The organism is Plantibacter sp. VKM Ac-2880 (assembly GCF_015351235.1).
GTDB lineage: Bacteria > Actinomycetota > Actinomycetes > Actinomycetales > Microbacteriaceae > Plantibacter.
This window is the reverse complement of sequence record NZ_JADKSJ010000002.1, coordinates 1,271,126-1,296,583: the sequence shown is the minus strand read 5'-3', so window position 1 is coordinate 1,296,583 and position 25,458 is coordinate 1,271,126. Positions and strand designations below refer to the sequence as shown.

The following is a 25,458-nucleotide window of genomic DNA, read 5'->3' as shown; positions in this document are numbered from 1 at the left end:
ATGTTGTACAGCCAGACCACGCCGGCCGAGAAGCGCCGCGCCTTCCGAGAGCGGCTCGCCACCGGTGAACTGCTCCGATTTCCCGGAGCGTTCAACCCGCTGTCCGCTCGCCTCATCGAGCAGAAGGGCTTCGACGGCGTCTACATCTCCGGAGCCGTCCTCTCGGCCGACCTCGGTCTGCCGGACATCGGCCTGACGACCCTCACCGAGGTCGCCGGTCGGGCGAAGCAGATCGCGCGCATGACCGAGCTGCCGGCCATCGTCGACGCCGACACCGGCTTCGGAGAGCCGATGAACGTCGCGCGCACCGTCCAGGAGATCGAGGACGCCGGGCTCGCCGGCCTCCACATCGAGGACCAGGTCAACCCGAAGCGTTGCGGGCACCTCGACGGCAAGCAGGTCGTCGACACCTCGACCGCACTCGGTCGCATCCGCGCCGCCGTCGACGCGCGTCGCGACCCGAACCTGCTCATCATGGCGCGGACCGACATCGCGGCGGTCGACGGTCTCGACGCGGCGATCGACCGGGCCAAGCAACTCGTCGACGCCGGTGCCGACGCGATCTTCCCGGAGGCCATGCGGTCGCTCGAGGAGTTCGCCGCCGTCCGTGCGGCCGTCGACGTGCCGATCCTCGCCAACATGACCGAGTTCGGCAAGAGTGAGCTGTTCACGAGTCAGCAGCTCGCCGACGTGGGGGTGAACCTCGTCATCTGGCCGGTCTCCCTCCTGCGCATCGCCATGGGTGCGGCGGGTCGTGCGCTCGACACGCTGAACGAGGAGGGCTCGCTCACGGGCAAGCTGGGGGAGATGCAGCACCGCGCCGACCTCTACGAACTCATCGACTATGAGGGCTACAACCGCTTCGACACCTCGGTGTTCAACTTCACCGTCGACCGGTAGCCCGCAGGCAAGCTCAGGGACCGGGTGGCCGACCGGCCCCGATGAACACCACCTGGGTCTCCGCTCCCCGCGCTTGTCGAGGGGCGACCCTGCTGCCAAGCTCGACCCACGCATGACCGCAGCACCACCGCAAAGGAGCACCGCATGACCGAAGCGACCAGCGACATCAAGAAGGGTCTCGCCGGCGTCGTCGTCGACGTGACGAGTGTCTCGAAGGTGAACCCGGAGACGAACTCCCTCCTCTATCGCGGGTATCCGGTGCAGGAGCTCGCGGAGCACTGCACCTTCGAGCAGGTGGCGTACCTGCTGTGGAACGGCGAGCTGCCGAGCGAGGCCGAACTCGCCGAGTTCACGTCGCTGGAGCGGTCGCAGCGCGCGCTCGACGACAACGTGAAGGCGGCGATCGACCTCCTTCCCACCACTTCGCACCCGATGGACGCCCTCCGCACTGCGGTGAGTGTCATCGGTGCGAACGACCCGACCGCCGAGACCAACACGGCCGAGGCGAACGCCGTGAAGGCGGCGAGCCTCTACGCGAAGCTGCCGGCGATCGTCGCCTACGACCAGCGTCGCCGTCACGGCCTCGAGCTCGTGCCGCCGCGCGACGACCTCGGGTACAGCGAGAACTTCCTGTTCATGACCTTCGGCGAGGAAGCCGACCCCGTCGTCGTGGACGCGTTCGACGTGTCGATGATCCTCTACGCGGAGCACTCGTTCAACGCCTCGACGTTCACGGCCCGCGTCATCACCTCGACCCTCAGCGACCTCTACTCGGCGGTCGTCGGCGGGATCGGGGCCCTCAAGGGGGCGCTGCACGGTGGCGCGAACGAGGCCGTCATGCACGTGTTCGACGAGATCGGCTCGGCGGACCGCGCGAGCGCCTGGTTGGATGCGGCGCTCGCCGAGAAGCGCAAGATCATGGGCTTCGGCCACCGCGTGTACAAGAACGGGGACTCGCGAGTCCCGACGATGCTGGCGTCGTTGGAGAAGCTCGCGGAGCACTACGGCAAGCCGGAGGTCCTCGAGCTGTACACGGCGTTGGAGTCCGACATGGTCGCGCGGAAGAACATCAAGCCGAACCTCGACTACCCGTCCGGTCCGGCGTACAAGCTGATCGGCTTCGACACGGAGACGTTCACGCCGCTGTTCGTCGCGGCCCGCGTGGTCGGCTGGACGGCGCACATCGCCGAGCAGCTGGCGTCGAACGCGCTCATCCGGCCGCTGTCCGAGTACGTCGGTCCCGACGAGCGGCACGTCCCCGTCAGCTGACAGCCGCAGCACCCACACCCCGCCGAGCCCGACTCGGCGGGGTGTTCTGCGTGCCCTTCGACAGGCTCAGGGACCGGACCCGCCCATCGGACCATCCCCGGTCACGGGCCCGCCCTACCCCGGTCACTGAGTGCCCCGTCCCGGTCACTGAGCTTGTCGAAGTGCGCCCTTCGACCCGCTCAGGGACCGGGTGGCCGTTGAAAAATACCAAACTCATGTTGTACATACTAAAATATCTGTTACAATCAAACATGTTCGATCCTCGGACATCTCCCTGGCTGCGCGCTCCTCCTCGACCCGAAAATCGAGCTGCTCTGTGCCGCAGCGCCCGCTCATGAAAGGAAGCTTCCTCCCTATGAAGCTCAAGAAAACCCTGTCGGCCTTCGGGCTGATAGCCATCGCCGCGTCCGGTGTCCTCACCGGGCCGGCTGCCGCGGTCGCCGACTCGCCCGAGGTCGCCGTCGCGGACACCGCTTCGGCACAGCTCACCGGCAAGTTCGTTCTGCAGAATCCGTACTACTCCGCGTATTACTGGGCCAACGCCGACAACCCACCTTCTTTCTACGCCCGCCCCTCTCTCAGTCTTGAGGAGGCAAGTGCTCAGGCATCGGTCGTGGCCATCCCCGCCATCGGTACTTCCGGGAAGATCCAGATCGGTGATAAGTGCCTGCAGAATTTCGATACTGTATACGCAAGCGTCCGGCTGGTCGGCTGTGATGACATCGGGACAGACGGTTTGACTGTGGATGCCGATGGCATCATCCGCAATCCTCAGGGTAAGCTGCTGGATCTCAGAGCAGAACGCTTCCATTGGGGGGCGTCGCCCGATGGGCCGAATTATCAAGAGCACCTCGTCATGAGTGAATTCTCTCCTGTGCTCCCTCCGTCGGCGTCCATCGGGACGCCAAGCCTCAACCGCGGCCAGTCAGTCGAGGTCACGGCGACGTTCAACGATGCTGCGGGTGGGCAGCGCATCGACATCGATCACCCGGCGGGCACGAAGATCACCGCGGTCGCCAACTCTGCGTTCACGCTGAACAGTCGGGGCATGAGCGGCACGCTCCCGAGCGGCACGACCTCGGTGACGTTCACGCTGACGGCTGACCAGAACGCTCCGATCGGTACCGCCCTCGGCGGGCAGATCGCCTACGGTGCGAACCGCACGAAGATCGCCGACTTCACCGCGAACATCACGGCCGGACCGGTCGATCCGGAGCCCGGCGACCCCTCGGTGACGATCGACGCCTTCACCGTGGAGCAGGGGAAGACGGTCGACGTCCCGGTCGCGTTCAACAAGGCGATCTCCGGAGAGATGCGGATCCTTCTTCCGGACGGTCTGTCGCCGGCAGGAGCAGCTCCTGCCGGGTTCACCTGGTCGCCGGAGGAGAACGCCTTCATCGGCACGGTCTCAGGCTCGAACCTCACGTTCACGATGCATCTTCGGGCGGCAGTGGATGCGCCGGTCGGGAAGGACTACGTGTACGTGTCCGGCGGTGGCCTGAACAAGCGGGTCTCTGCGACGATCACGGCTGCTGTGGGTGACCCGGCGGTCGACGTCGAGACGGTGACGGTGCAGCAGGGCGAGACGGTGGATGTCCCGGTGAAGTTCAACGAGGCCGTCTCCGGATCCGTCGAGATCACCGTTCCAGCGGGTCTGATGCCAGTGGGCAGCGCTCCTGCCGGCTTCACGTGGTTGCCGAGCATCAACGGGTTCAGTGGCACGGTCTCGAACGCGAACCGTGCGTTCACGATGCATTTGCAGGCGGCGGCTGATGCGCCGGTCGGGTCCTTCCATGGTGTCGTGCGGGGCAGCGGCCTCGACAAGTGGTGGTTCGCGACCATCACGGCGGCCCCGGTCGCTCCGGCCGTGACGATCGACTCCGTCACGGTGCGTCAGGGCGAAACGGTGGATGCGCCCGTCGAGTTCAACAAGAGCGTGTCCGGGCAGGTCGAGATCGTCGTCCCGAACGGCCTGTCGCCGGTGGGCAACGCTCCTGCCGGGTTCACCTGGTTGCCGAGCATGAACGGCTTCAGTGGCACGGTCACCGATGCGAACCGTGCGTTCACCCTGCACCTGCAGGCTGCTTCCGATGCGGCGATCGGTACGTTCGACGGCGTCGTGCGGGGCAGCGGCCTCAACCAGACGTGGTCGGCGACGATCACGGCGGGTGTGCCGATCCCCGATGAGCCGGTCGTCCTGACGTCGCCGGCGATCGGTGCGGAGCTGAAGCCGGGCGCCCCGGTGTTCACCGGAACCGGTCAGGCTGGTGCGACGATCCAGGTCTACAGCGCCGCCCAGGCGCTGCTCGGCGAGACCGAGGTGCTGTCCAACGGGACCTGGTCGCTCACCTGGAACACCTCGCTCACTCCTGGTCGGTACTCGGGTGGATCGGTGCGTCAGTACGTCGGTGCCAAGCCCTACACGAGCGTGCCCTACGACTTCACTGTCAAGGCCACTGAGGTCGCGCCGCTGGTCGTGACCTCGCCGAAGGTCGGCGACACGATCGAGGAGACCACGCCGGTGTTCACCGGGACCGCCCAGCCGGGCGCACGGGTGGAAATCCGTGGCGGCTGGGGTGACCTTCTCGGCAGCGTCGACAGCGTCGCCTCCAACGGTCAGTGGAGCATCACCTGGAACAAGACGGTGGTGCCTGGTCGCTACTCGGGTGGCACGGTGAAGCAGTTCGTGAACGGTGTGGAGCGTGGCAAGTTCGTCTACGACTTCACGGTCGAGTCCGCAGAGGTGGCGCCGCTGGTGGTGACGGCGCCGAAGGTCGGTGCGACGATCGAGGAGACCACCCCGGTGTTCACCGGGACGGCCCAGCCGGGCGCGAAGGTGGAGATCCGTGGCGCCTCGGGGAGTCTCCTCGGCAGTGTCGAGAGCGTCGCCTCCAGCGGTCAGTGGAGTATCACCTGGAACAAGACGGTGGTGCCTGGTCGCTACTCGGGTGGCACGGTGAAGCAGTTCGTGAACGGTGTGGAGCGTGGCAAGTTCGTCTATGACTTCACGATCGGCAACACGAACGTCGCGCCGCTCCTGGTGACGTCGCCGAAGGTCGGCGAGACGACCCATGAGACCACTCCGGTGTTCACCGGTTCGGCACAGCCCGGTGCGAAGGTCGAGATCCGTGGAGCGTCGGGTGCAATCCTCGGCAGTGTCGAGAGCGTCGCCTCGAACGGTCAGTGGAGCATCACCTGGAACAAGACCGTGTTGCCTGCCCGCTACTCGGGCGGCACGGTGAAGCAGTTCGTGAACGGTGAGGAGCGCGGGAAGTTCATCTACGACTTCACCATCGTCGCGTCCCAGCTCGTCGTGAACTCGCCGAAGATCGGCGAGACGATCTCGGGCACCCGCCCGGTGTTCACCGGCACCGCGATCCCGGAGGCTGAGATCCAGATCCGCGGCGCATGGGGCACCGACCTGGGCCACACGACGGCGAACGAGCACGGTGAGTGGACGATCACCTGGCCGAGCGACTACAAGCCCGCCCGCTACTCCGGTGGCACCGTCACGGAGTCCGTGAACGGCAAGGTCATCGGCTCGTTCACCTACGACTTCATCCTCACGAAGTAGTCCGTAGTACCACCCCAGCACCACCCCTGCAGCACCCCCTGTCTGTCGGCCGGTACCCCCGGCCGGCAGGCAGGGTCCCGAACCTCCCGAAAGGACAACCACTCATGAAGAAGCTCCCCATCCTCGCCGCTGCCGCGTTCATCGCGCTCGGCCTCGCCGGCTGCACGGCCACCGAATCGAGCGCTCCCGCCGACAGCACCGCATCCGCCGAAGCCGGTTCCGACTACGTGGTCCCCGAGATCGACGGCACCTGCGTCGACGGCACCGCGACCATCGTCGAGGACAGTTCCAACGTCACGCTCGAGGGCGACTGCGAGAACGTCGTCGTCGAGGGCTCCAACAGCATGGTCACCGTCACCGGCGCCGTCTCGAACCTCACGTTCAACAGCTCCATCTCGCTCGTCACCGTGGCCGACGTGGCGAATGTCACCTTCAGTGAGGGTGCCAACGGCAACAAGGTCGTCACGCCTGCCGCCCCGGCCGTCACCGACAACGGGCAGGACAATCTCGTCGCGGCAGAATAGCCGGACGACGCCGCAGCCGCCGATCCTAGACGCAAAGGGTCGGCGGTTGCTGCGTGCTTGGGGTGATGAGTTCTCCACAGATTCGAGATACCCCACACCTGGCCAACTGGTATATCTGTAGGCTCGCGGAGTTCAGCTGAACGCTCTTGCGTGCATCGACGGCACTCCTGCCGATGCACAGATCCGTGAAAGGTCCACTCCCGCCTATGAAACGCCTCACCTCCTTATCCGCCATCGGGCTCGTCGGTGTCCTCGCCGCCGGCCTGGTGGGTGCCCCGGCCTCAGCGACCACGGTCGACGTCGACACACCCGACAGCAGTGTCACCGCGTCGATCTCCGGTCGGTTCGTCGGGCAGATGCGTGCCGGCGGTGTCGGCGCGTACTTCGCCGTGGGTTCGTCCGGGAACACCTCGAACCCGACGCCCGCCTCGGTCCACACCTCGGTCGGCGAAGCACTCGCCGCAGCCACCGAATGGACCTTCCCCGACCTCGACGGCGTCGGCCCGATCCGGGGTCTCGTGAACGGGTGGGAGCGCTGCCTCGAGCCCAATCCCCTCCAGCGGTACAAATACGTCTACCCGGCGAGCTGCAACGGTTCGCTCGCCCAGGAGTGGGCGTGGCAGGACATCGAGACGGCTGAGCTGACCGGCTCCGGCCTCGTGTCGAGCGGCGGACAGGGCGGGTTCCTTCGTCAGTTCGCCGGCATGCTGGCCGTCGGCGGCATCGGCCTCCCCTCGGAAGGAGCGGTCATCCTGCCGGACGGCTCGGCGCCCGAGCCGGACATCGAGCCGCTCGTGCTCACGGCACCGGCTGCCGGCTCCACCGTCCGAATCCCCCAGCCCACGTTCACCGGCACGGGCCATCCCGGTTCGGCCATCGAAGTCGTCGAGGAGGGTGGCGGGGTCATCGCCTCCGGCGTCGTGAACCCGCAGGGGTCGTGGACCGCTCCGGTGTCGGCGGCACTGGCCGCCGGTGCGCACGCCGGCACCGTCCGGCAAATGGCCGACGACACGACGGTGCCCTGGTCGCTCACCTACGCCGCGGTCCGCGCGATCACGGTGGAGTCACCGGCGCTGGACAGCACGGTCGAGGTCAACCGCCCGGTCTTCTCCGGTCGCGGAGAGCCCGGCGCGTCCGTCACCGTCGTGGACGACCGCGACGGTGTCACTCTCGTGGACACGGCCGTCGGCAGCTCGGGCACCTGGGAGCAGCAGTCGCTTCGCACGCTGGAGGAACGCGCGTACACCGCCACGGCGACCCAGCTGTTCGAGGAGCAGCGCACCACGGCACCGGTGCGCTTCTCCTACCGCGAACCCGCGCCGGAGCCGGGCCCGGTGGTCGACGTGACCCTCGAATCGCCCGCCATCGGCGCCGTCATCACCACGCCGGTCCCGGTCTTCACCGGGCGAGGCGAGCCCGGCGCCACGGTGCGGGTCATCGGCTCCTGGAACTCCGAGCTCGGCAGCGGCCGCGTCACGAAGGAGGGCACCTGGAGCGTCGAGTGGAACAAGTCGATCACCCCCGGCACCTACCGTGGCGGTCGCGTCGTGCAGGAGATCTCGGGCGTCGAGCAGTCCCGCGTGCCCTACGACTTCGTCATGCGCCCTGAGGCAGGGGCCGCGCCGCTCGTCGTGACCTCGCCGAAGGTCGGCGGTGCACTGCTCGGTCCCGTCCCCGTGTTCACCGGTACCGCCCAGCCCGGTGCGCGCGTCGAGATCCGCACCCAATGGGGACGCGTCGCCGGCTCGGTCGAGCACGTCGACAGCTCCGGCGTCTGGTCGATCATCTGGGATCAGTCACTCCTGCCCGCCCGCTATGTCGGCGGCACGGTCAAGCAGTACGTCGAGGGCGTCCAGGCGGGGAGCGTCACGTACGACTTCACGATCGCCAAGCCGCTCGTGGTGACCTCGCCGAAGATCGGCGAGACCGTCTCGGGCACCCGGCCGGAGTTCACCGGCACGGCGACGCCCGGCTCGACCGTCTCGATCGTGGGCGCTTGGGGCACCGACCTCGGTTCCGACGTCGTCCGTCCCGACGGGACGTGGAGCATCTTGTGGCCGACCGACTACAAGCCCGGGCGGTACGCGGGCGGGCACGTCAAGCAGGCGGTGAACGGGACGGTCGTCGATCAGTTCGCGTACGACTTCATCCTCCACGGCAGTAGCCACTAGCCATCGACCACTCACGCCCGGGTGGCGACGCGGCACCGGTTCCATCCGGTCCGCGTCCGCCACCCGGGCGTCGTCGTGCGGTGCGCTCGGATGTCGGTGGTCACCACGTAGGGTGAGCGGCATGTCAGCAGTCGCACCATCCATCCAGCAGGCCCCTCGACCCTCGGCGCCGCCGCTGGCCGGCGTGCCGAGCGAGGGGGCGACGACGTCGACGAGCGTGCGGACGGTGTACCGGCCGACCGGGCCACTCGACGTCCACGCGACGCTGCGCCTGATCTCCCGCGGTGGCGACGGCCCCTGCTACCGGAAGACCCCCGGCGGTGTCTGGTTGACGGCGCGCACACCCCAGGGTGGGGCGACCCTGTACGTGTCGACGGTGCGCGACGGCGAGGTCGAGGCGACGGCCTGGGGACCCGGTGCCGAGTGGATGATCGACGGCGTGCCGGAGCTCCTCGGTCGCGACGACGACTGGAGCGGGCTCGACGTCAGCCGCAGCCCGCTGCTGACGGAAGTACTCCGACGCAACCCGGGCATGCGCCTCAGCCGCAACCGGCTCGTGTTCGAGATGCTCGTGCCGTCGATCATGGAGCAGAAGGTCACGGCGATGGAAGCCTGGCGGGCGTGGCGACAGCTCGTGCGGCGCCACGGCGAACCAGCACCCGGCCCGGCGCCCGAGGGCATGATCGTCGCCCCGGCGGCGGACACCTGGCGCATGATCCCGAGCTGGGAGTGGCACGAGGCAGGGGTCGGGCCGCAGCGATCCGAGACGGTGGTGCGATCGTCCCGACTCGCGAGCGCGATCGAGCGGACGGTCGACGAGCATCCGGACGACGCCTCCCGGCGGCTGCGCAGCCTCCCCGGCATCGGGGTGTGGACGGCCGCGGAGGTCACCCTCCGTGCGCACGGCGACCCCGACGCCGTCAGCGTCGGCGACTACCACCTGGCGGCGTCCGTCGGTCAAGCGCTCGCCGGTGCGCCCGTCGATGACGATGGCATGCTCGAACTCCTCGCACCGTGGAACGGCCAACGGCAACGGGTGCTCCGACTCATCGGCCGGAGCGGCATCCACAAGCCGCGCCGAGGGCCGAAGATCACGGTCCAGGACCACCGCCGACACTGAACGACACGGGTCGCCTCCTCGACAGCCGCGGGGACCGACCTGGGCGCGGGACCGGGAGCGGGCGTGCCACACGCGCACGACCCCTCGCGAGCCTCGGAAGGGAACGCCGGATCCGCGAATAGGCTGAGCGGCATGGCGAACGAAGCGTACGAGGATCCCACCGAGACGGTCGGCCTCGCGGATCGTGCGGTCGCCCTCGCCGCGAAGTGGGTGGACGAGGGGGCGAAGGAGCCCGTGGATCCGGCGGCGGCTCGGCTCGCCGGCGTGCTGCGCGATCCCAATGGGCTGGAGTTCACCGTCGGCTTCGTCGACGGGGTCATGCGACCGGAGGACGGTTTCGTTGCAGGCAACGCCCTCGCAGCTCTCGCCTCCCGGACGCCGAGCTTCCTCCCCTGGTACGAGCAGGCCGCCATCCGTACCGGCGGCCTCGTCGGGCCGGTCCTGCCATGGGTCGTCGTCCCGGCTTCCCGTCGGGTGCTGCGCGGCATGGTCGGCCACCTCATCGTCGACAGTCGTCCTCGTGAGCTCGGTGCGGCCATCGCGAAGCTGCGGGCCGACGGCTCTCGACTCAACCTGAACCTCCTGGGTGAAGCCGTCCTCGGCGAGGGCGAGGCCGCCAAGCGACTCGCCGGCACCCGCGAGCTCCTGCAGCGGCCCGACGTCGACTACGTGTCGATCAAGGTGTCGTCCATCGCGAGCCAACTCTCCATGTGGTCGTTCGAGCAGGTCGTCGACCGCATCGTCCGCCGCCTGGTCCCGTTGTACGAAGAGGGCCTGACGACCGGCACCTTCATCAACCTCGACATGGAGGAGTACCGCGACCTCGACCTGACCATCGCGGTCTTCACCCGCATCCTCGACCACCCGCAGTTGCTGCGGTTCGAGGCAGGCATCGTCATCCAGGCGTACCTGCCGGACGCTCTCGAAGCCATGATGCAGCTCACCGCCTGGTCGAAGCAGCGCGTGGCCGCGGGCGGAGCGGCCATCAAGGTCCGCCTGGTGAAGGGCGCGAACCTCGCGATGGAACGCGTCGATGCGGCGATCCACGGGTGGCCCCTCGCGACGACCGCCTCCAAGCGGGAGACCGACACCAACTACAAGCGCGTCCTCGACTGGGCCCTCACCCCCGCGCGCACCGACGTCGTGAGGGTCGGCGTCGCCGGGCACAACCTGTTCGACATCGCCTACGCCTGGCTGTTGGCGGGCGACCGCGGCGTGCGCGACCGGGTCGACTTCGAGATGCTCCTCGGCATGGCCACCGGCCAGGTCGAGGCCATCAAACGCGACGTGGGCACGGTGCTCCTCTACACGCCCGTCGTGAACCCGAAGGAGTTCGACGTCGCGATCTCGTACCTCGTCCGGCGGCTGGAGGAGAACGCGAGCGAGGAGAACTTCATGTCGGCGGTGTTCGACCTCGCCGAGAAGCCGACCCTGTTCGCGCGGGAGCGGCGGCGCTTCCTTGCCTCGGTCGAAGTGCTGCAGGAGACCCCCGGACTCGTGCCGACCCCCAACCGGACGCAGGACCGTTCCCAGGAGGCCGTCGAGCCCGTCCGCGACGACAGCGAGGCCGACGAACGGTTCCGAGACCCTGCCCAGGACTCGGACGCCGGCCTGACGCAGCAGGTGCTCGGTCTGGATCGCGGATCGGACCGCGAGGACCGGTTCCGTACCGAGTCGTCGAGCTACGTCGAGACCGCGGTCTTCTCCCGCTCGGAGCGCGGCGGCATCGTGGACGGCGCACCCGGCTTCGAGAACACGGCCGACACCGACCCGTCCCTCGCGGCGAACCGTGCCTGGGGCGCGGCAATCCTCTCCCGGGTGCCGTCGTCGACCCTGGGGAACTCCGCCGTCGCCGCGGCCGCCCTCACCGACGAACGCGTCCTCGAGCGCACGATCACGATGGTGCAGGCCGCCGGAACACGATGGGGTGCCCGTCCGGCCGCCGAGCGAGCGGCCGTCCTGCACGCTGCCGGCCGTGTGCTCGCCTCCCGTCGAGCCGACCTCATCGAGGTCATGGCCAGCGAGACGGGCAAGACGATCGCCGAGGCCGACCCGGAGGTGAGCGAGGCGGTCGACTTCGCCCACTACTACGCGAGCACGGCGCCGGACCTCGAACGGGTACGCGGCGCACGCTTCGTCCCCTCCCGCCTCACCGTCGTGACGCCGCCCTGGAACTTCCCCGTCGCCATCCCGGCCGGCGGTGTCCTCGCGGCGCTCGCGTCCGGCAGCGGGGTCATCATCAAGCCGGCCCCGCAGGCCAAACGATGCGCAGCGGTGGTCGTCGAGGCGCTCTGGGACGCCGGCGTCCCGCGCGACCTACTCGTCCTCGCCGACGTGGAAGAGGGGGAGCTGGGTCGCCGACTCGTCTCGCACCCGGCCGTCGACCGCGTCATCCTCACCGGTGCGTACGAGACCGCCCGGCTGTTCCGCAGCTGGCGGGCCGACCTCCCGCTCCTGGCCGAGACGAGCGGCAAGAACGCCGTCATCGTCACGCCGAGCGCCGACCTCGACCTCGCGGTCGCCGACATCGTGAAGAGCGCGTTCGGGCACGCGGGTCAGAAGTGCTCCGCCGCGTCCCTCGTGATCCTCGTCGGGTCCGTCGGTCGTTCCGAGCGCTTCCTCCGGCAACTGGAGGACGCCGTCCGTTCGCTCCGCGTCGGATGGCCGTCCGACGCGCGCACGCAGATGGGGCCGATCGTCGAGCCGGCGGGGGAGAAGCTGCTCTCTGGGCTCACGGAGCTGCGGCTCGGCGAGAAATGGCTCGTGGAACCGAAACTCTTGGACGACTCCTCGGTGAACTTCGGTGCACCGAGCGAGCGTCTGTGGTCGCCGGGGGTGCGCACGGGGGTCCAGCCCGGTTCGCCCTTCCACCTGACCGAGTACTTCGGTCCGGTCCTCGGCGTCATGCGTGCGGCGACCCTCGCTGAGGCGGTCACCATGCAGAACGCGACGCCGTACGGACTGACGGCCGGACTGCACACCTTCGATCCCGCGGACCTCGACGAGTGGCTCGACACGGTCGAGGCGGGCAACCTCTACGTCAACCGCGGGATCACGGGCGCGATCGTCCAGCGGCAGCCGTTCGGCGGCTGGAAACGTTCCTCCGTCGGCACCGGCGCGAAGCCCGGCGGACCGAACGCCCTGTTCGGGCTCGGCGACTGGCAGCCCGATCCCGGTTCCGCGAGCCAGAGCCTGCATCTCCGCGGCCTCGACACCCGCATCGTCAAGCTCATCGAGGCCGCGCAGCCGTCCCTCACCTACGAAGCCTTCGACGTCCTGCGGCGCTCGGCGCTGAGCGACGCCGTGGCGTGGGGGAACGAGTTCGGCGAGGTCACGGACGTGTCGCAGCTCGGCGTGGAGCGGAACCTCCTCCGGTACCGGCCGGTCGCCGTCTCCGTCCGGGTGGCGGCGGGTGCTGACCTGGGTGACGCGCTCCGGGTGCTCATCGCCGCGGTGCGGTCACGGTCGCGGTTCACGGTGAGTCTCGGCGGGCGCTTGCCGCGTGAGGTCCGCGACTGGTTGTCCGAGCTGAACATCCCGGTCTCGCTGGAGACCGACGACCAGTGGCTCACCCGCATGGCCGCCCGTGGCTCGATCGACACCGGTGAACTCGGCCAGGAGGCCCCGTTCGCGACGCGGGTGCGGATCGTCGGGCCGCGCCCGGAGACCGTGGCCGAAGCCGAACCCGGTTCGGAGGTCTCGGAGCCCGAACCGTTGGCGAAGCGACTCGCGGAGGCACTCGGCGGCGACCCGGACATCGCGATCTGGGCGGGCCCGGTCACCCAGGCGGGACGGGTGGAGTTGCTGCCGTTCCTGCACGAGCAGGCGATCTCGATCACCGCGCACCGGTTCGGCACGCCCGACCCCTGGTCCCACGGCGTCATCTGAGCGGCTCCTCGGTCCCTGAGCGCGGATCTGGTCCCAGAGCGAACCTCCGGTCCCTGAGCTTGGATCTGGTCCCTGAGCTTGTCGAAGGGCGCATTTCGACAGGCTCAATGACCGGTGGGAGACTCACCGACCGGGGATCCGGTCCCTGAGCGCGGATTCGGTCCCTGAGCTTGTCGAAGGGCATTTCGACAAGCTCAATGACCGGTGGGTGGCTCAACGACCGGGGTGTGGCTCGATGACCGGGGCCTCAGCTCCGGAGGGCCGCGGCGACGAGTTCCAACGCTTCGTCGGCCGGCACGCCGAGCGCTCGGATCCGGTCCGCGTACGCGGCCGCCGCGCGCTGCGCCTGCTGCTCGATCGCGTCGCCGTGCGCCGACACGAACGTCCCAGCGCGGCCGCGGGTCTCGATGATCCCGTCGGCCTCCAGGAGCCGGTAGGCCTTCGCGACCGTGTTGGGGGCGATGCCCAGCTCGTCGGCCAGCCCGCGCACCGTCGGGAGCTTCGCCCCGGTCGGCGTCGAGCCGTCGCGCACTCCGTCGATCACCTGCGTCCGCAGCTGCTCGAACACGGCGACCCCGGACGTCGGTTCGATCCGGAACCGCATCAGTCGACGTGCCGGTGGATGAGGCGGGTGAGGACGATCGCGCTGCGGGTGTGGTCGACGTTCGGGGCGATCCGGACCCGCTCCAGGGCGTCCTCGAGGGCCGGGATGTTCCGGGCGCGCATGTGGACGATCGCGTCGGCGCTGCCGGTCACGGTGCCGGCGTCGACGACCTCCGGCACGCCCGACAGGATCCGCAGGAGTTCGTTGGGCGAGACCGTGCCGCGGCAGAAGAGTTCGACGTAGGCTTCTGTCTGCATGCCGTCCACCGTGGGGTCGACCTGGATCGTGAACGACTGGATCACACCGTCGGCCACCAGGCGGTCGACGCGTCGCTTCACCGCGGAGGCCGACAGTCCGACGACCGCGCCGATGTCGCCGTAGCCGGCGCGTGAGTTCTGCCGGAGCAGGTCGATGATGCCGCGGTCCAGGTTGTCCATGGATTCAGTGTAAGCGCAATCATTGCGTGAGAATCTGCCATTTCGCAGCAATCCTGCGCCAAAGTCCGCGAAAACGCTGTGATCAGCGTGCCATGATGAACGTGGCGTGCCTCCGGGCCCCTGGACATCGTCCGCCGTTCCTCGCTCACATCTGGAGGCCGACGTGTCGTCGACGCTCAACCACCCCACCCCCGCCCCGCAGGGACCCGCGACCACGGATCGGATCGCGGCCCGCCGCCGGTACCTCATGTGCCGCCCCGACCGTTTCACGGTCAGCTACCGCATCAACCCGTGGATGAACCCGGACGACCCCACCGACACCTCGCTCGCCGTCTCGCAGTGGGAGCAGCTGCACCAGGCGTACCTCGACCTCGGGCACACGATCGACCTCATCGACCCCATCGACGGCCTGCCCGACATGGTGTTCGCGGCGAACGGTGGGTTCACCCTCGACGGTGTCGCCTACGGCGCGAAGTTCACCTACGACGAGCGCATCCCCGAGGGCCCCGCCTACATGGACTGGTTCGAGGCCAACGGGTTCCGCGTCGAGCGACCCGAGTTCGTGAACGAGGGCGAGGGCGACATCATGCTCGTCGGCGACACGATCCTCGCGGGGACCGGATTCCGCACCGACCCGCGCAGCCACGACGAGGTGCGACGCATCTTCGACCGTGAGGTCGTCACGCTGAACCTCGTGAACCCGAGTTTCTACCACCTCGACACCGCGATCGCCGTGCTCGACCCGGTGACCCCCGCCGACGGTTCGCCCGCGAACATCGCCTACCTGCCGACCGCCTTCGACGAGGCGAGCAACCGCATCCTCGAGGAGCGGTACCCCGACGCGATCCACGTCAGCACGGAGGACGCGGCCGTCCTCGGCCTCAACTCCATCTCGAACGGTCGCGAGGTGGTCATCGCCGCTCGCGCCGTCGGGTTCGAGCGCCAACTGCGGGAGCGCGGCTACAACCCGATCGGTGTGGACCTGTCCGAACTCCTGCTCGGTGGCGGCGGCGTGAAGTGCTGCACCCTCGAGCTCCGCGGCTAGGCCCTTCCACAGGCTCAGGGACCGGGCCGGGGGCGACCTCGGCTCCGGCCCTGACGGAGGCAGGGACTGGGCCCGGCTGTCGAGGGGTTGCGGGTCACGCGCGGCACCGCGTATACCTGCTGTGAACGATCGACCGCCGACGGAGGGCACCCATGGACGCCGCAGAACGACGTGACCACGAACGAGACAAGTCGGGACGGACGAGCACCCTGGGGGACGCGACCGGATTCTGGGTCGTCATCGCCCTCGCGCTCTTCGCGGGCGGCATGTGGTCGTTCGGTGAGGCGTTCCGCAACGAGGCCTTCCAGACGGTGTGGTTCCTCGGCGGCATCCTCATGATCGCGCTCGCGCTCTTCGTGCCGGCGCATTTCGCCAGCCGGAACTGACGCTCAGCCGCACGTTCGCCGATGGTTGGCTGAGCGTTCCGGCGCCCACTCCGTACCGCCGATACCGTCCTGTCCAGCGCGCTACGCTGACTGAGCAGACACGAGGACGGCACATGGATTCCACGGTGGTCATCATCCCCACCTACAACGAACGCGAGAACCTGGAACGGATCGTCGCGCGCGTCCGCGTCGCCACCCCCGACGTCCAGATCCTCGTCGTCGACGACAACTCACCCGACGGCACCGGCGACATCGCCGATCGCCTCGCCGCCGCCGACGCCGCGGTGCACGTGCTCCACCGGACGGGCAAGGAAGGCCTCGGGGCCGCCTACAAGGCAGGCTTCGCCTGGGCGCTCGGGCGCGGGTTCGGCAGCGTGGTCGAGATGGACGCCGACGGTTCGCATGCCCCGGAGCAGCTGCCGTCGCTCCTCGCGGCCGCCGAAGACGCCGACGTCGTCCTCGGATCGCGCTGGGTCCCGGGCGGATCGGTCGTCAACTGGCCCAAGCACCGCGAGGCCATCTCGCGGGTGGGCAGCGGCTACGCCCGCTTCGCGCTCAGACTTCCCGCACGTGACGTGACCGGCGGTTACCGCGTGTTCAGCGCGGATGCGCTGCGCAAGCTCCAACTGGACGAGGTCCACTCCCACGGCTACGGGTTCCAGGTCGACATGCTGTGGCACGCGAACCGTGCCGGGCTCCGGATCGTCGAAGTGCCCATCACCTTCACCGAGCGCACGCTGGGTGCTTCGAAGATGACGGGGGGCATCGTGGTCGAAGCGATGCTGCGAGTGACCTGGTGGGGGATCTGCGAGGCCACCGATCGCGTCATCGGGCGACACCCCGAAGCAACGCGCGCCACAGCCGGTTCCTGAGCCGGCGCGTCAGGCGCGGGTCGGGCCCGAGGAGATCACGGGCGCCGAGCGGATGAGCGTCTCGTCGTCGACCGCATCGACGAGGTAACCCGCGACATCGGAGCGGCTGATCCGCACGGAGCTCGGCCAACGGCCGGCGGGCGAGGTCACGACCGGACGGCGCCGATCACTCGCGGACAGCACCGTCGGGCGCACGATCGTCCAGTCGAGGGTCGAGCTCCGCAGTGAGGCGTCGGCGCGCTCGTGGTCGGCATAGACGGTGCCGAGTCGCAGGAACCGGGTCGTCCATCGCAACGGGGATGGCACGTTCCGCCGTGATTCCGCGGTGCCGAGGGCGGAGAGCAGCACGATGCGCCGGAGGCCGTGCGAGCGCATGGCGGAGGTGACCGTGTCGACGGCGCTCGTGATGAGGTCCGGCGGGCTCACCTGGCGAGCCCACGGCCAGTCGGAGGTGCCGAGATTGGTGAGCGCGACCACGACCGCCTGGGTGCCGCGCATGGCCGCCTCGACGTCGTCGATCCGCAACGGTGATCCCTGGGTGATCGTCAGTCGATCGCCCGGGACGACCCGCGTTGGGTCGCGGACGAGGGCGGTCACCGAGTGGCCGGTGCGCAGTGCCTCCGTGATGACGAGTCGACCGGTGCGTCCGCTGCCGCCGATGACGAGGAGGTGGGCCACAGCGCTCCTTCCGGGAGTCGGGCCCGGCTGGACGCGGGCGGCTCGGACCGAGGGATGCTCCCATCGTGGACCAGCGCACGCCATGCAGCATCGGGGACAACCCGCGTCGTGACCAGCGCCGCAGGAGGGCGCCACCTCGATGATGCGCATGCCACCGTGGCGGACGCCCGTTCTCCGCCGGAACGAGGAAGCCCCGGACCGACGTGGTCCGGGGCTTCCTCGTGTCGCTCGTGCTAGGCCTTCGCTGCGGACGCCGGCTTGCGGGCCGGTGCCTTGCGCGGCGCCGGGGCCGCCTTGGGTGCGGCCGGCCGAGGCGTGCTCAGCGTCGACTGCTCCGGCAGCGGCTGCAGCGTGGTGAACCGCGAGAGCTGGGTCACGTGGTGCGGCTGCAGCTCCTCGAGGGAGGCGACGCCCAGGAGCTTCATCGTGCGCACGATCTCGCCCGAGAGGATCTGGATCGCGCGGTCCACACCCTCGCGTCCACCCGCCATGAGTCCGTACAGGTACGCACGGCCGATGAAGGTGAAGCGGGCGCCGAGGGCGACGGAGGCGACGATGTCGGCACCGTTCATGATGCCCGTGTCGAGGTGCACCTCGGCGTCCTTCCCCACCTCGCGGACGACGCTCGGCAGCAGGTGGAACGGGATCGGTGCGCGGTCGAGCTGACGACCGCCGTGGTTCGACAGCTGCACGGCGTCGGCACCGAGGTCGACGGCGAGCTTCGCGTCGGCGACCGACTGGACGCCCTTGACGATCAGCTTGCCCTTCCACTGCTCGCGGATGTACTTGACCTCATCGGGCCCGACGGTCGGGTCGAACATCGTGTCGATGAGGGCGGCCACCGTGCCGGACCAGCGGTCGAGGCTCGCGAACGCCAGCGGCTCCGTCGTGAGGAAGTTGATCCACCAGGCCGGCCGGGGCAGGGCGTCGACGATGGTCTTCGGGGTCAGCGACGGCGGGATCGTCATGCCGTTGCGGACGTCGCGCAGGCGCGCGCCACCCACCGGGGTGTCGACCGTCACCACGAGGGTGTCGTACCCGGCCGCGGCTGCGCGGTCGACGAGGGCCATCGACCGCTCCCGCTCGCTCCACATGTAGAGCTGGAACCAGTTGCGTCCGCCGGGAGCCGCCGCCTTGACGTCCTCGATCGACGTCGTGCCCATGGTGGAGAGGGTGAACGGGATGCCGGCTGCCGCAGCCGCCGAAGCACCGGCACGCTCGCCCTCCGTCTGCATCATGCGGGTGAAGCCCGTCGGGGCGATGCCGAACGGGAACGCGACGCGCTCACCGAGGACGTCCCAGCCGGTGTCGACGTTCGCCACGTTCTTGAGGACGGCCGGGTGGAACTCGATGTCCTGGAAGGCCTGACGGGCGCGGGCCAGCGAGATCTCGCCCTCGGCCGCGCCGTCGGTGTAGTCGAACGGCGCCGTCGGCGTGACCTTCTTCGCGATCGTGCGGAGGTCGCTGATGGTCGTCGCCGCAGCGAGGCGGCGGCGACGCGCGTTGAACTCGGGTTTCTTGAACTGCATGAGGGGCAGCAGGTCGTGGGGCTTGGGGATGCGGCGTTCAACCATGGGTCTGTTCTTCCTTCTCACGGGAGGGTGCGGGGTTCAGGGCGTCGTAGTAGCCGGTGATGTGGGAGCGCACGGACTGGCGTGCGAGGTCGGGATCGGCGGATCGGATCGCCTCGACGATCCCGCGGTGCTCGGCCCGGAGCCGGTCGGCGGTCGCGGACCAGGACGACAGCTGCGGCACGCCGGCGAGGACGTAGCGTTCGATCGAGTCGCGGAGACCGGACATCGTGGCGACGAGGACCTGGTTGCCCTCGGCCTCGGCCAGTGACAAATGGAACTGGGCGTCGAGGGCGAGGAACTCGGCCTCGGTCAGCATCGGCTGGTCCATCGCGTCGAGGAGCGACTCGGGGTGCTTGAGGTCGGCGCCGCGCTCGCTCGCGCGCGTGGCGAGACTGTGGACGACGGCCGTCTCGATGACGAGTCGGGTGTCCACGACGTCCTGCACGGCGAACCCCTGCGCGGCCACCTGCAACCGCATGAGCGTCGCCATGCCGCCGGAGGGCGTGGCGACGATGATCGCCCCGGCGGTCGGGCCGGAACCGGTGTGCGTGCGGATGAGGCCGAGGACCTCGAGGACGCGGATCGCCTCTCGGACGCTCGACCGGCCGACACCGAGGTCGATCGCGAGCTGGCGCTCGCCGGGCAGGCGGTCGCCGGGCTTCAGGACGCCGCTGAGGAGGTCCGACTCGATGCGGGCGAGGACGACCTCCCACGCGCGGGGCTCGGGACGCGGGGGCGTGGACGCCGGTGCCGCCGGAGCAGCCGGCCCCGATGCGGCCTCCGTCGTCGGTGCGGGTGCTGCTGCGCTCATCGGTCCTCCTTCGTCACCTCGGTGTGGTCAGACCACAAACCTACCTCTTGAACCGATTCAAGGCGAGCCCTCACGGCAACTTTCCCGATCCGGATCCCGCCGCTGGACCGGGTCAGGTGCGGAGGACGATGTTCTCGGGTACTTCGCCTGCCTGGAGGTGTTCGATCTGCCGACGGAGCAGGCGCGCCATGCGGGGGAGCATCGCGCTCGTCGCACCGCCGATGTGGGGCGAGACGAGCACGTTCGGCAGCGACCACAGCGGGTGGTCCACCGGCAGCGGCTCGGGATCGGTGACGTCGAGGGCGAGGCGGATCCGGCCGCTGCTCGCGTGGCGGACCAGTGCCTCGGTGCCGGCCACCGGTCCTCTGGCGACGTTCACCACGAGGGCGTCGTCGGGGAGCGCCGAGAGGAACGCGTCGTCCACCAGGCCGCGGGTGCCATCGGTGAGCGGGACGACGACGATGACGATCTCGGCCTCGGGCAGGAGCGCCGGCAGCTCGTCGATGCCGTGGATGGTGCCGCGCTCGTCCTCGCGAGCCGTGGATGCGACGCGGGTCACCTCGACCTCGAACGGCAGGAGCCTCGCCTCGATGGCAGCGCCGACACCGCCGTACCCGATCAGGAGGACCCGACGGTCCGCGAGGCTCGGACGCTGGCTCTGCAACCACTCGCCCGTGCGCTCGGCGCGCACGAAGTCGGGCAGGCCCCGCTGCGAGGCGAGGATGAGGGCCACCGTGAGCTCCGCCGTCGACGCCTCATGCACGGTCGCCGCGTTCGCCAGCACGACGCCCTCGGGGAGGAGGTCCTCCAGGCCGTCGTAGCCGATCGACTGCACCTGCACGAGCTGTGGCGTCACGGCGGCCACGTTCGCGAGCGGCTTGTTCGAACCCAGGTACACGGGCACCACGAGGTCGATGTGTTCCACCGGCGGCTCGGTCCGCAGATCCCACTCGACGAACTCGACCCCCTCGGGGGCCGGACCCTGCGACAGCACCTCCTCGCGGAGGTCGGAGGGCAGGCTGACGATGAGTGGAGAAGCAGTCATGCTGCGACGCTACCGGGTGACCGCGCCGTGGCCCGAAGACTTGCGCGGCTCGTAGCGGGTCGGTTCGAAGCTCCGCGCGACGAGGGCACGCAGGGTCTCGAGGTCACCGTCGATGATCCCGACGGCACGCGCCTGCACGAGCACGTTCCCGAGGGCGGTGGCCTCGACCGGGCCGGCGACGACCGGGATGCCGGCTCGGTCGGCCGTCAGCTGGCACAGCAGGGCGTTCTGCGAGCCGCCGCCGACGACGTGGATCGTGCGCACCAGGACGCCAGACAGCTCGGATGCCGTGTGGACCGCATCGGCGAACGCCTGCGCCAGACTCTCGACGATGCACCGGACGAACTCGGCGCGCGACCGCGGCACCGGCGAGCCGCGCTCGATGAGGGCCTCCGCGATGCGGGCCGGCATGTCGCCGGGCGCGAGGAAGCGCGGGTCGTTCGCATCGAACACGGAGACCGCAGTGTCGACGGCGGCTGCCTGGGCGATGAGCCCGGGGAGGTCGATGGTCTCGCCGCCCCGCTCCCAGGTGCGCACCGACTCGCTCAGGAGCCAGAGCCCCATCACGTTGTGCAGGAAGCGGGTGCGGCCGTCGACCCCGCCCTCGTTCGTGAAGTTCGCGGCCCGGCTCGCCTCCGTGAGTACCGGGCGCTCGAGCTCCACGCCGACGAGCCCCCAGGTACCGCACGAGATGTACGCGGCGTCCTGGCTCGTCATCGGCACGGCGACGACCGCCGACGCCGTGTCGTGCGAGCCGATCGCCGTGACGGGCGTCGAGGACGACAGGCCGACCTCGGCGGCGACGCCGGGAAGCAGGATCCCGATGCGATCGCCCGGCTGGACGATGGGCGGCAGGATCGCGGCAGGGATGCCGAGTCGGGTGAGCAGCTCCGTGTCCCAACCGGTCGATCCACCGGCGCGGACGAGTCCCGTCGTCGACGCGTTGGTCGCCTCGGCGACGCGCGCTCCGGTCAACCAGTGCGCGATGAGGTCCGGGACGAGCAGGGCCGTGTCGGCGACGTCGAGCATGCCGGCGTCATGCTCCGTCGCCAGCTGGTAGACGGTGTTGAACGGGAGGAACTGGAGCCCGTTGCCCCGGTAGAGCTCGGCGAACGGGACGCGCGCGTGCACCGCCTCGACCCCGGCCGCCGTCCGCTCGTCGCGGTAGTGGAACGGTGCGCCGAGCAACCGCCCCTGCCGCAGGAGGCCGTAGTCCACCGCCCACGAGTCGATGCCGATGCTCGCCAGGTGCGGTTCCTGCCTCGCCGCCCCGGACAGCCCGGCGACCACCGAGCGGTAGAGCTCGAGGATGTTCCAGTGGAGGCCGTCCGGCGTGCGGACCGGCGTGTTGGGGAACCGGGCGACGGGCACGAGGCGGAGCTCGCCCGGACCGACGTGACCGAGCATGACCCGGCCGCTCGTCGCTCCGAGGTCGACCGCCGCGACCGTGCCGCTCGAGCCGACGGCGCTCGCCGCACCCGTCGCCGTGGCGCTCATCGCAGGAAGGCCGCAGCGACGCCCGCGTCGACGGGGATGTGCAGGCCGGTCGTGTGGCTGAAGTCGCTCGTGCAGATCGCGAAGACCGCGTTGGCCACGTTCTCCGGGACGACCTCGCGCTTGAGGATGGTGCGCTGCGCGTAGAACTTGCCGAGGTCCTGCTCGTCGATGCCGTACGTCTTCGCGCGGTTCGCGCCCCAGCCGGAGGCGAAGATGCCGGAGCCGCGGACGACGCCGTCGGGGTTGATGCCGTTCACCTTCACCCCGTATTCACCGAGCTCGGCGGCGAGCAGCCGGACCTGGTGCGCCTGGTCGGCCTTCGTCGCGGAGTACGCGATGTTGTTCGGTCCGGCGAAGACGGAGTTCTTCGACGAGATGTAGACGATGTCGCCGCCGAGCTTCTGGTCGATGAGCACGCGCGCCGCCGCCTTCGAGACGAGGAACGAGCCCTTCGCCATGACGTTGTGCTGGAGGTCCCAATCGGCCTCGGTGGTCTCGAGCAGCGACTTCGAGAGCGAGAGGCCGGCGTTGTTGACGACGAGGTCGAGCCCGCCGAAGGCGAGGACCGTCTCCTCGATCGCGGCCTGGACTGCTGCTTCGTTCGAGACGTCGGCGGCGATCCCGATCGCGACGTCGGTGGTGCCGAGCTCCGCAGCGGCCGCCTGCGCCTTCTCGAGGGAGAGGTCGGCGATGGCGACGACCGCGCCCTCGGCGACGAGGCGGGTCGCGATGGCCTTGCCGATGCCCGACGCGGCTCCGGTGACGAGGGCGATGCGGGTGGCGAGCGGCTTCGGCTTCGGCATCCGCTGCAGCTTCGCCTCCTCGAGTGCCCAGTACTCGATCGCGAACTTCTCGGCCTCGTCGATGGGGGCGTACGTGGACAGGCCCTCGGCGCCGCGCATCACGTTGATGGCGTTGACGTAGAACTCACCGGCGACGCGTGCGGTCTGCTTGTCCTTGCCGAAGCTGAACATGCCGACACCGGGGACGAGGACGATGAGCGGATCGGCACCACGGATGGCGGGGCTGTCGGCGGTCGCGTGGCGGTCGTAGTAGGCCTGGTAGTCCTCGCGGTACGCCGCGTGGAGGACGCCGAGTCGCTCGACGACCTCCTCGACGCTCGCCGTGGTCGGCAGGTCGACGGTGAGCGGCTTCACCTTGGTGCGGAGGAAGTGGTCGGGGCAGCTCGTGCCGAGCGCGGTGAGGCGGGGGTGCTCCGCTGCAGCGAGGAAGTCGAGGACCTCGGGGCTGTCGGTGAAGTGCCCGACGACGGGCCGGTCGGTGGAGGCCAGCCCGCGGATGGTGGGGGCGAGGGCTGCGGCCTTCGCGCGGCGCTCGGCTTCGGGGAGGGCGGCGTAGCCGTCGAGTGCCGGACCGAAGGGCTCGGGACGCGAGTTCGCCTCGATGTAGGCGGCCGCGGTGTCGATGATCCAGAGCGAGTTGGCCTCGGCCTCGTCGGAGGTGTCGCCCCACGCGGTGATGCCGTGCCCGCCGAGGATCGTGCCGATCGCCTCCGGGTGTTCGGCCTTGATGGCCGCGATGTCGAGACCGAGCTGGAAGCCGGGGCGACGCCACGGGACCCAGACGACCCTGTCGCCGAAGATCGTCGCGGTGAGCTCTGGGCCGTCGGCGGCAGTCGCGATGGCGATGCCCGAATCGGGGTGGAGGTGGTCGACGTGGGCCGCATCGACGAGGCCGTGCATGGCGGTGTCGATCGAGGGGGCCGCGCCGCCCTTGCCGTGGAGCGTGTAGTCGAACGCCGCGACCATCTCGTCCTCGCGGTGGAGGCCGGGGTAGACGTCCTGGAGGGCGCGCATGCGGTCGAGGCGGAGGACGGCGAGGCCCTCGGGCTTCAGTGTGCCGAGGTCGCCGCCGGAGCCCTTCACCCAGAGCAGTTCGACCGGCTCGCCCGTGACGGGGTCGATCTCGGTGCCCTTGGCGGAGGTGTTGCCGCCCGCGTAGTTCGTGTTCTTCGGGTCGCTGCCGAGGCGGTTGCTGCGGGCGATGAGCTCTGCAGCTGCTGGGTTCACGGACATTCGCACTCCTTCGTCGGGGCACGTCCGTGCCCAATGTTCATTCGTGTTAAGTGTTACACGAAGTGACAACAGTCACAAGCGTCGATCGAGTGCGGTGTCCCTCACTCAGGAGCGCTCCGGCGTGTCTGCGCTCGCCGGCGGCGTGTTGCGTGCGGCACGCCGCCTGCCTTCTGAGTGAGGGGCCGAGGGCACGCGACCCGCCTGCGGTCCCGCGCCGCGGACCCGCTCCCCGCGGCTTTCGAGGGGCTACGCCAGGTCGACGGCGTCGCGGTAGGCGTCGAGGCGCGCGTCCGCCGGGTCGAGTTCCGTGACGAGCAGGTCGACGTCGGCCAGTGCGAAGCCGGTCGCCATCGCCCGCTGGTCGAGCTTGGCGGAGGCGGCGACGAGGATCGTCTCGTCCGAGGAGCGAGCGAACGCCTGCTTCACCTGGGCCTCCTCGAGGGTGACCTCCGAGCTGCCGATCACGGGATCGACTGCCGCGGCCGAGAGGAAGAAGCGCCGATACAGGAGGGAGGACGCCGCCTGGCAGGCGATCGGTCCGATGAAGCTGTCGGTTCGCGACTCGGCTTGTCCGCCGACGAGGATCGCGGAGATGTCGCGGTTCGCAGTGGCCAGGAGGAAGTTCGGGTAGGAGTTCGTCGCGACCGTGAGGCTTGAATCGCCGAGCAATCGGCTGATGCCGCCGGCGGTGCTCGATGCGTCGATCGCGATTGCGCCGTCGGTCGGGAGCAGGGCTCGCAGTTTCTCGACGATGACGCCCTTCTCCCGGACGCCCGTCGCGGAACGCTCGGTGAAGGTGCGTGGTCGCAGGGTCGGGATGGCACCGCCTCGGACGCGGCGGACGATACCGGCCTGTTCGAGGTCGGCGAGGTCGCGTCGGACGGTCATCGATGAGACGTCGAGCTCGGCGGCCGCATCGTCGAGCCGGATGCTGCCGTCGCGCTCCAGGATCGCCGTCAGTCGGGATCGTCGTTCCTCGGCGCCGAGCGTGCCCGTCGTTGCCATGCCGTCCCCTGTCCGCCGGTGT

At 69.5% G+C, this 25,458-nt stretch carries 19 protein-coding genes; 10 read left to right on the top strand and 9 right to left on the bottom strand.

Annotation, left to right across the window (positions count from 1 at the left end):
• The 7 genes from prpB (at nucleotide 1) to ITJ57_RS18105 (ending at nucleotide 13,446) form a co-directional block, all read left to right on the top strand.
• Complete coding sequence (gene prpB, locus ITJ57_RS18135) at nucleotides 1-900, top strand: methylisocitrate lyase (protein ID WP_056010708.1); 900 nt, start codon at nucleotides 1-3, stop codon at nucleotides 898-900.
• A 144-nt stretch (nucleotides 901-1,044) separates the two neighbouring features.
• The gene (locus tag ITJ57_RS18130; RefSeq protein WP_194671376.1) at nucleotides 1,045-2,169 is read left to right on the top strand and encodes a bifunctional 2-methylcitrate synthase/citrate synthase; all 1,125 of its coding nucleotides are present in this window, start codon (nucleotides 1,045-1,047) and stop codon (nucleotides 2,167-2,169) included.
• Nucleotides 2,170-3,025: 856 nt separating this feature from the next.
• Nucleotides 3,026-5,743 carry a hypothetical protein gene (locus tag ITJ57_RS18125; RefSeq protein WP_194671375.1) on the top strand — a complete coding sequence of 906 codons (2,718 nt, stop codon included), beginning with the start codon at nucleotides 3,026-3,028 and terminating at the stop codon, nucleotides 5,741-5,743.
• A gap of 104 nt (nucleotides 5,744-5,847) precedes the next feature.
• Nucleotides 5,848-6,267: a hypothetical protein gene (locus ITJ57_RS18120; RefSeq protein ID WP_194671374.1), complete on the top strand. Its 420-nt coding sequence runs from the start codon at nucleotides 5,848-5,850 to the stop codon at nucleotides 6,265-6,267.
• Between the two features lie 206 nt (nucleotides 6,268-6,473).
• Entirely contained in the window at nucleotides 6,474-8,438 is a 1,965-nt protein-coding gene (locus ITJ57_RS18115) for an Ig-like domain-containing protein (protein ID WP_194671373.1), read from the top strand.
• 121 nt (nucleotides 8,439-8,559) lie between these two features.
• Complete coding sequence (locus tag ITJ57_RS18110) at nucleotides 8,560-9,558, top strand: DNA-3-methyladenine glycosylase (protein WP_228507338.1); 999 nt, start codon at nucleotides 8,560-8,562, stop codon at nucleotides 9,556-9,558.
• A gap of 132 nt (nucleotides 9,559-9,690) precedes the next feature.
• Nucleotides 9,691-13,446, top strand: coding sequence for a bifunctional proline dehydrogenase/L-glutamate gamma-semialdehyde dehydrogenase (locus ITJ57_RS18105; RefSeq protein ID WP_194671372.1), 3,756 nt, complete (start codon nucleotides 9,691-9,693; stop codon nucleotides 13,444-13,446).
• A gap of 247 nt (nucleotides 13,447-13,693) precedes the next feature.
• Here the strand turns inward: ITJ57_RS18105 and ITJ57_RS18100 are convergent, their stop codons facing one another.
• Both ITJ57_RS18100 and ITJ57_RS18095 read right to left on the bottom strand, forming a co-directional pair.
• On the bottom strand, nucleotides 13,694-14,050 hold the full coding sequence (locus tag ITJ57_RS18100) for a GntR family transcriptional regulator (RefSeq protein WP_194671371.1): 357 nt from the start codon (nucleotides 14,048-14,050) through the stop codon (nucleotides 13,694-13,696).
• A complete protein-coding gene (locus ITJ57_RS18095) occupies nucleotides 14,050-14,487 on the bottom strand; it encodes an Lrp/AsnC family transcriptional regulator (protein WP_056010729.1) in 438 nt (145 codons plus the stop codon). Before ITJ57_RS18095 ends, ITJ57_RS18100 begins: the two co-directional genes overlap by 1 nt.
• Before the next feature lie 163 nt (nucleotides 14,488-14,650).
• Here ITJ57_RS18095 and ddaH point away from each other — a divergent pair, with 163 nt between their 5' ends.
• From ddaH to ITJ57_RS18080, 3 genes are all read left to right on the top strand, one after another.
• Complete coding sequence (gene ddaH, locus ITJ57_RS18090; protein WP_370582490.1) at nucleotides 14,651-15,532, top strand: dimethylargininase; 882 nt, start codon at nucleotides 14,651-14,653, stop codon at nucleotides 15,530-15,532.
• A 152-nt stretch (nucleotides 15,533-15,684) separates the two neighbouring features.
• Nucleotides 15,685-15,918, top strand: coding sequence for a hypothetical protein (locus ITJ57_RS18085; RefSeq protein ID WP_056782217.1), 234 nt, complete (start codon nucleotides 15,685-15,687; stop codon nucleotides 15,916-15,918).
• A gap of 113 nt (nucleotides 15,919-16,031) precedes the next feature.
• Nucleotides 16,032-16,790, top strand: a complete 759-nt coding sequence (locus tag ITJ57_RS18080) for a polyprenol monophosphomannose synthase (RefSeq protein ID WP_194671370.1) — start codon at nucleotides 16,032-16,034, stop codon at nucleotides 16,788-16,790.
• Between the two features lie 9 nt (nucleotides 16,791-16,799).
• Here ITJ57_RS18080 and ITJ57_RS18075 read toward each other — a convergent pair whose 3' ends face one another.
• The 7 genes from ITJ57_RS18075 to ITJ57_RS18045 all read right to left on the bottom strand — a co-directional run bounded on the left by ITJ57_RS18075 (nucleotide 16,800) and on the right by ITJ57_RS18045 (nucleotide 25,436).
• Complete coding sequence (locus ITJ57_RS18075; protein WP_194671369.1) at nucleotides 16,800-17,468, bottom strand: NAD(P)-binding oxidoreductase; 669 nt, start codon at nucleotides 17,466-17,468, stop codon at nucleotides 16,800-16,802.
• A 233-nt stretch (nucleotides 17,469-17,701) separates the two neighbouring features.
• Entirely contained in the window at nucleotides 17,702-19,042 is a 1,341-nt protein-coding gene (locus ITJ57_RS18070; RefSeq protein ID WP_194671368.1) for an alpha-hydroxy acid oxidase, read from the bottom strand.
• Nucleotides 19,035-19,853, bottom strand: a complete 819-nt coding sequence (locus tag ITJ57_RS18065) for a FadR/GntR family transcriptional regulator (protein ID WP_194671367.1) — start codon at nucleotides 19,851-19,853, stop codon at nucleotides 19,035-19,037. Before ITJ57_RS18065 ends, ITJ57_RS18070 begins: the two co-directional genes overlap by 8 nt.
• Nucleotides 19,854-19,965: 112 nt before the next feature.
• Nucleotides 19,966-20,898, bottom strand: coding sequence for a 2-hydroxyacid dehydrogenase (locus ITJ57_RS18060; protein WP_194671366.1), 933 nt, complete (start codon nucleotides 20,896-20,898; stop codon nucleotides 19,966-19,968).
• Nucleotides 20,899-20,907: 9 nt separating this feature from the next.
• Complete coding sequence (locus tag ITJ57_RS18055; RefSeq protein WP_194671365.1) at nucleotides 20,908-22,395, bottom strand: rhamnulokinase family protein; 1,488 nt, start codon at nucleotides 22,393-22,395, stop codon at nucleotides 20,908-20,910.
• Nucleotides 22,392-24,431 (bottom strand): bifunctional aldolase/short-chain dehydrogenase, encoded by a 2,040-nt coding sequence (locus ITJ57_RS18050; protein ID WP_194671364.1) that lies wholly within the window; start codon nucleotides 24,429-24,431, stop codon nucleotides 22,392-22,394. The genes ITJ57_RS18055 and ITJ57_RS18050 overlap by 4 nt, the downstream gene beginning before the upstream one ends.
• Before the next feature lie 246 nt (nucleotides 24,432-24,677).
• Nucleotides 24,678-25,436, bottom strand: a complete 759-nt coding sequence (locus ITJ57_RS18045) for a DeoR/GlpR family DNA-binding transcription regulator (RefSeq protein WP_194671363.1) — start codon at nucleotides 25,434-25,436, stop codon at nucleotides 24,678-24,680.
• Nucleotides 25,437-25,458 lie beyond the last annotated feature (22 nt).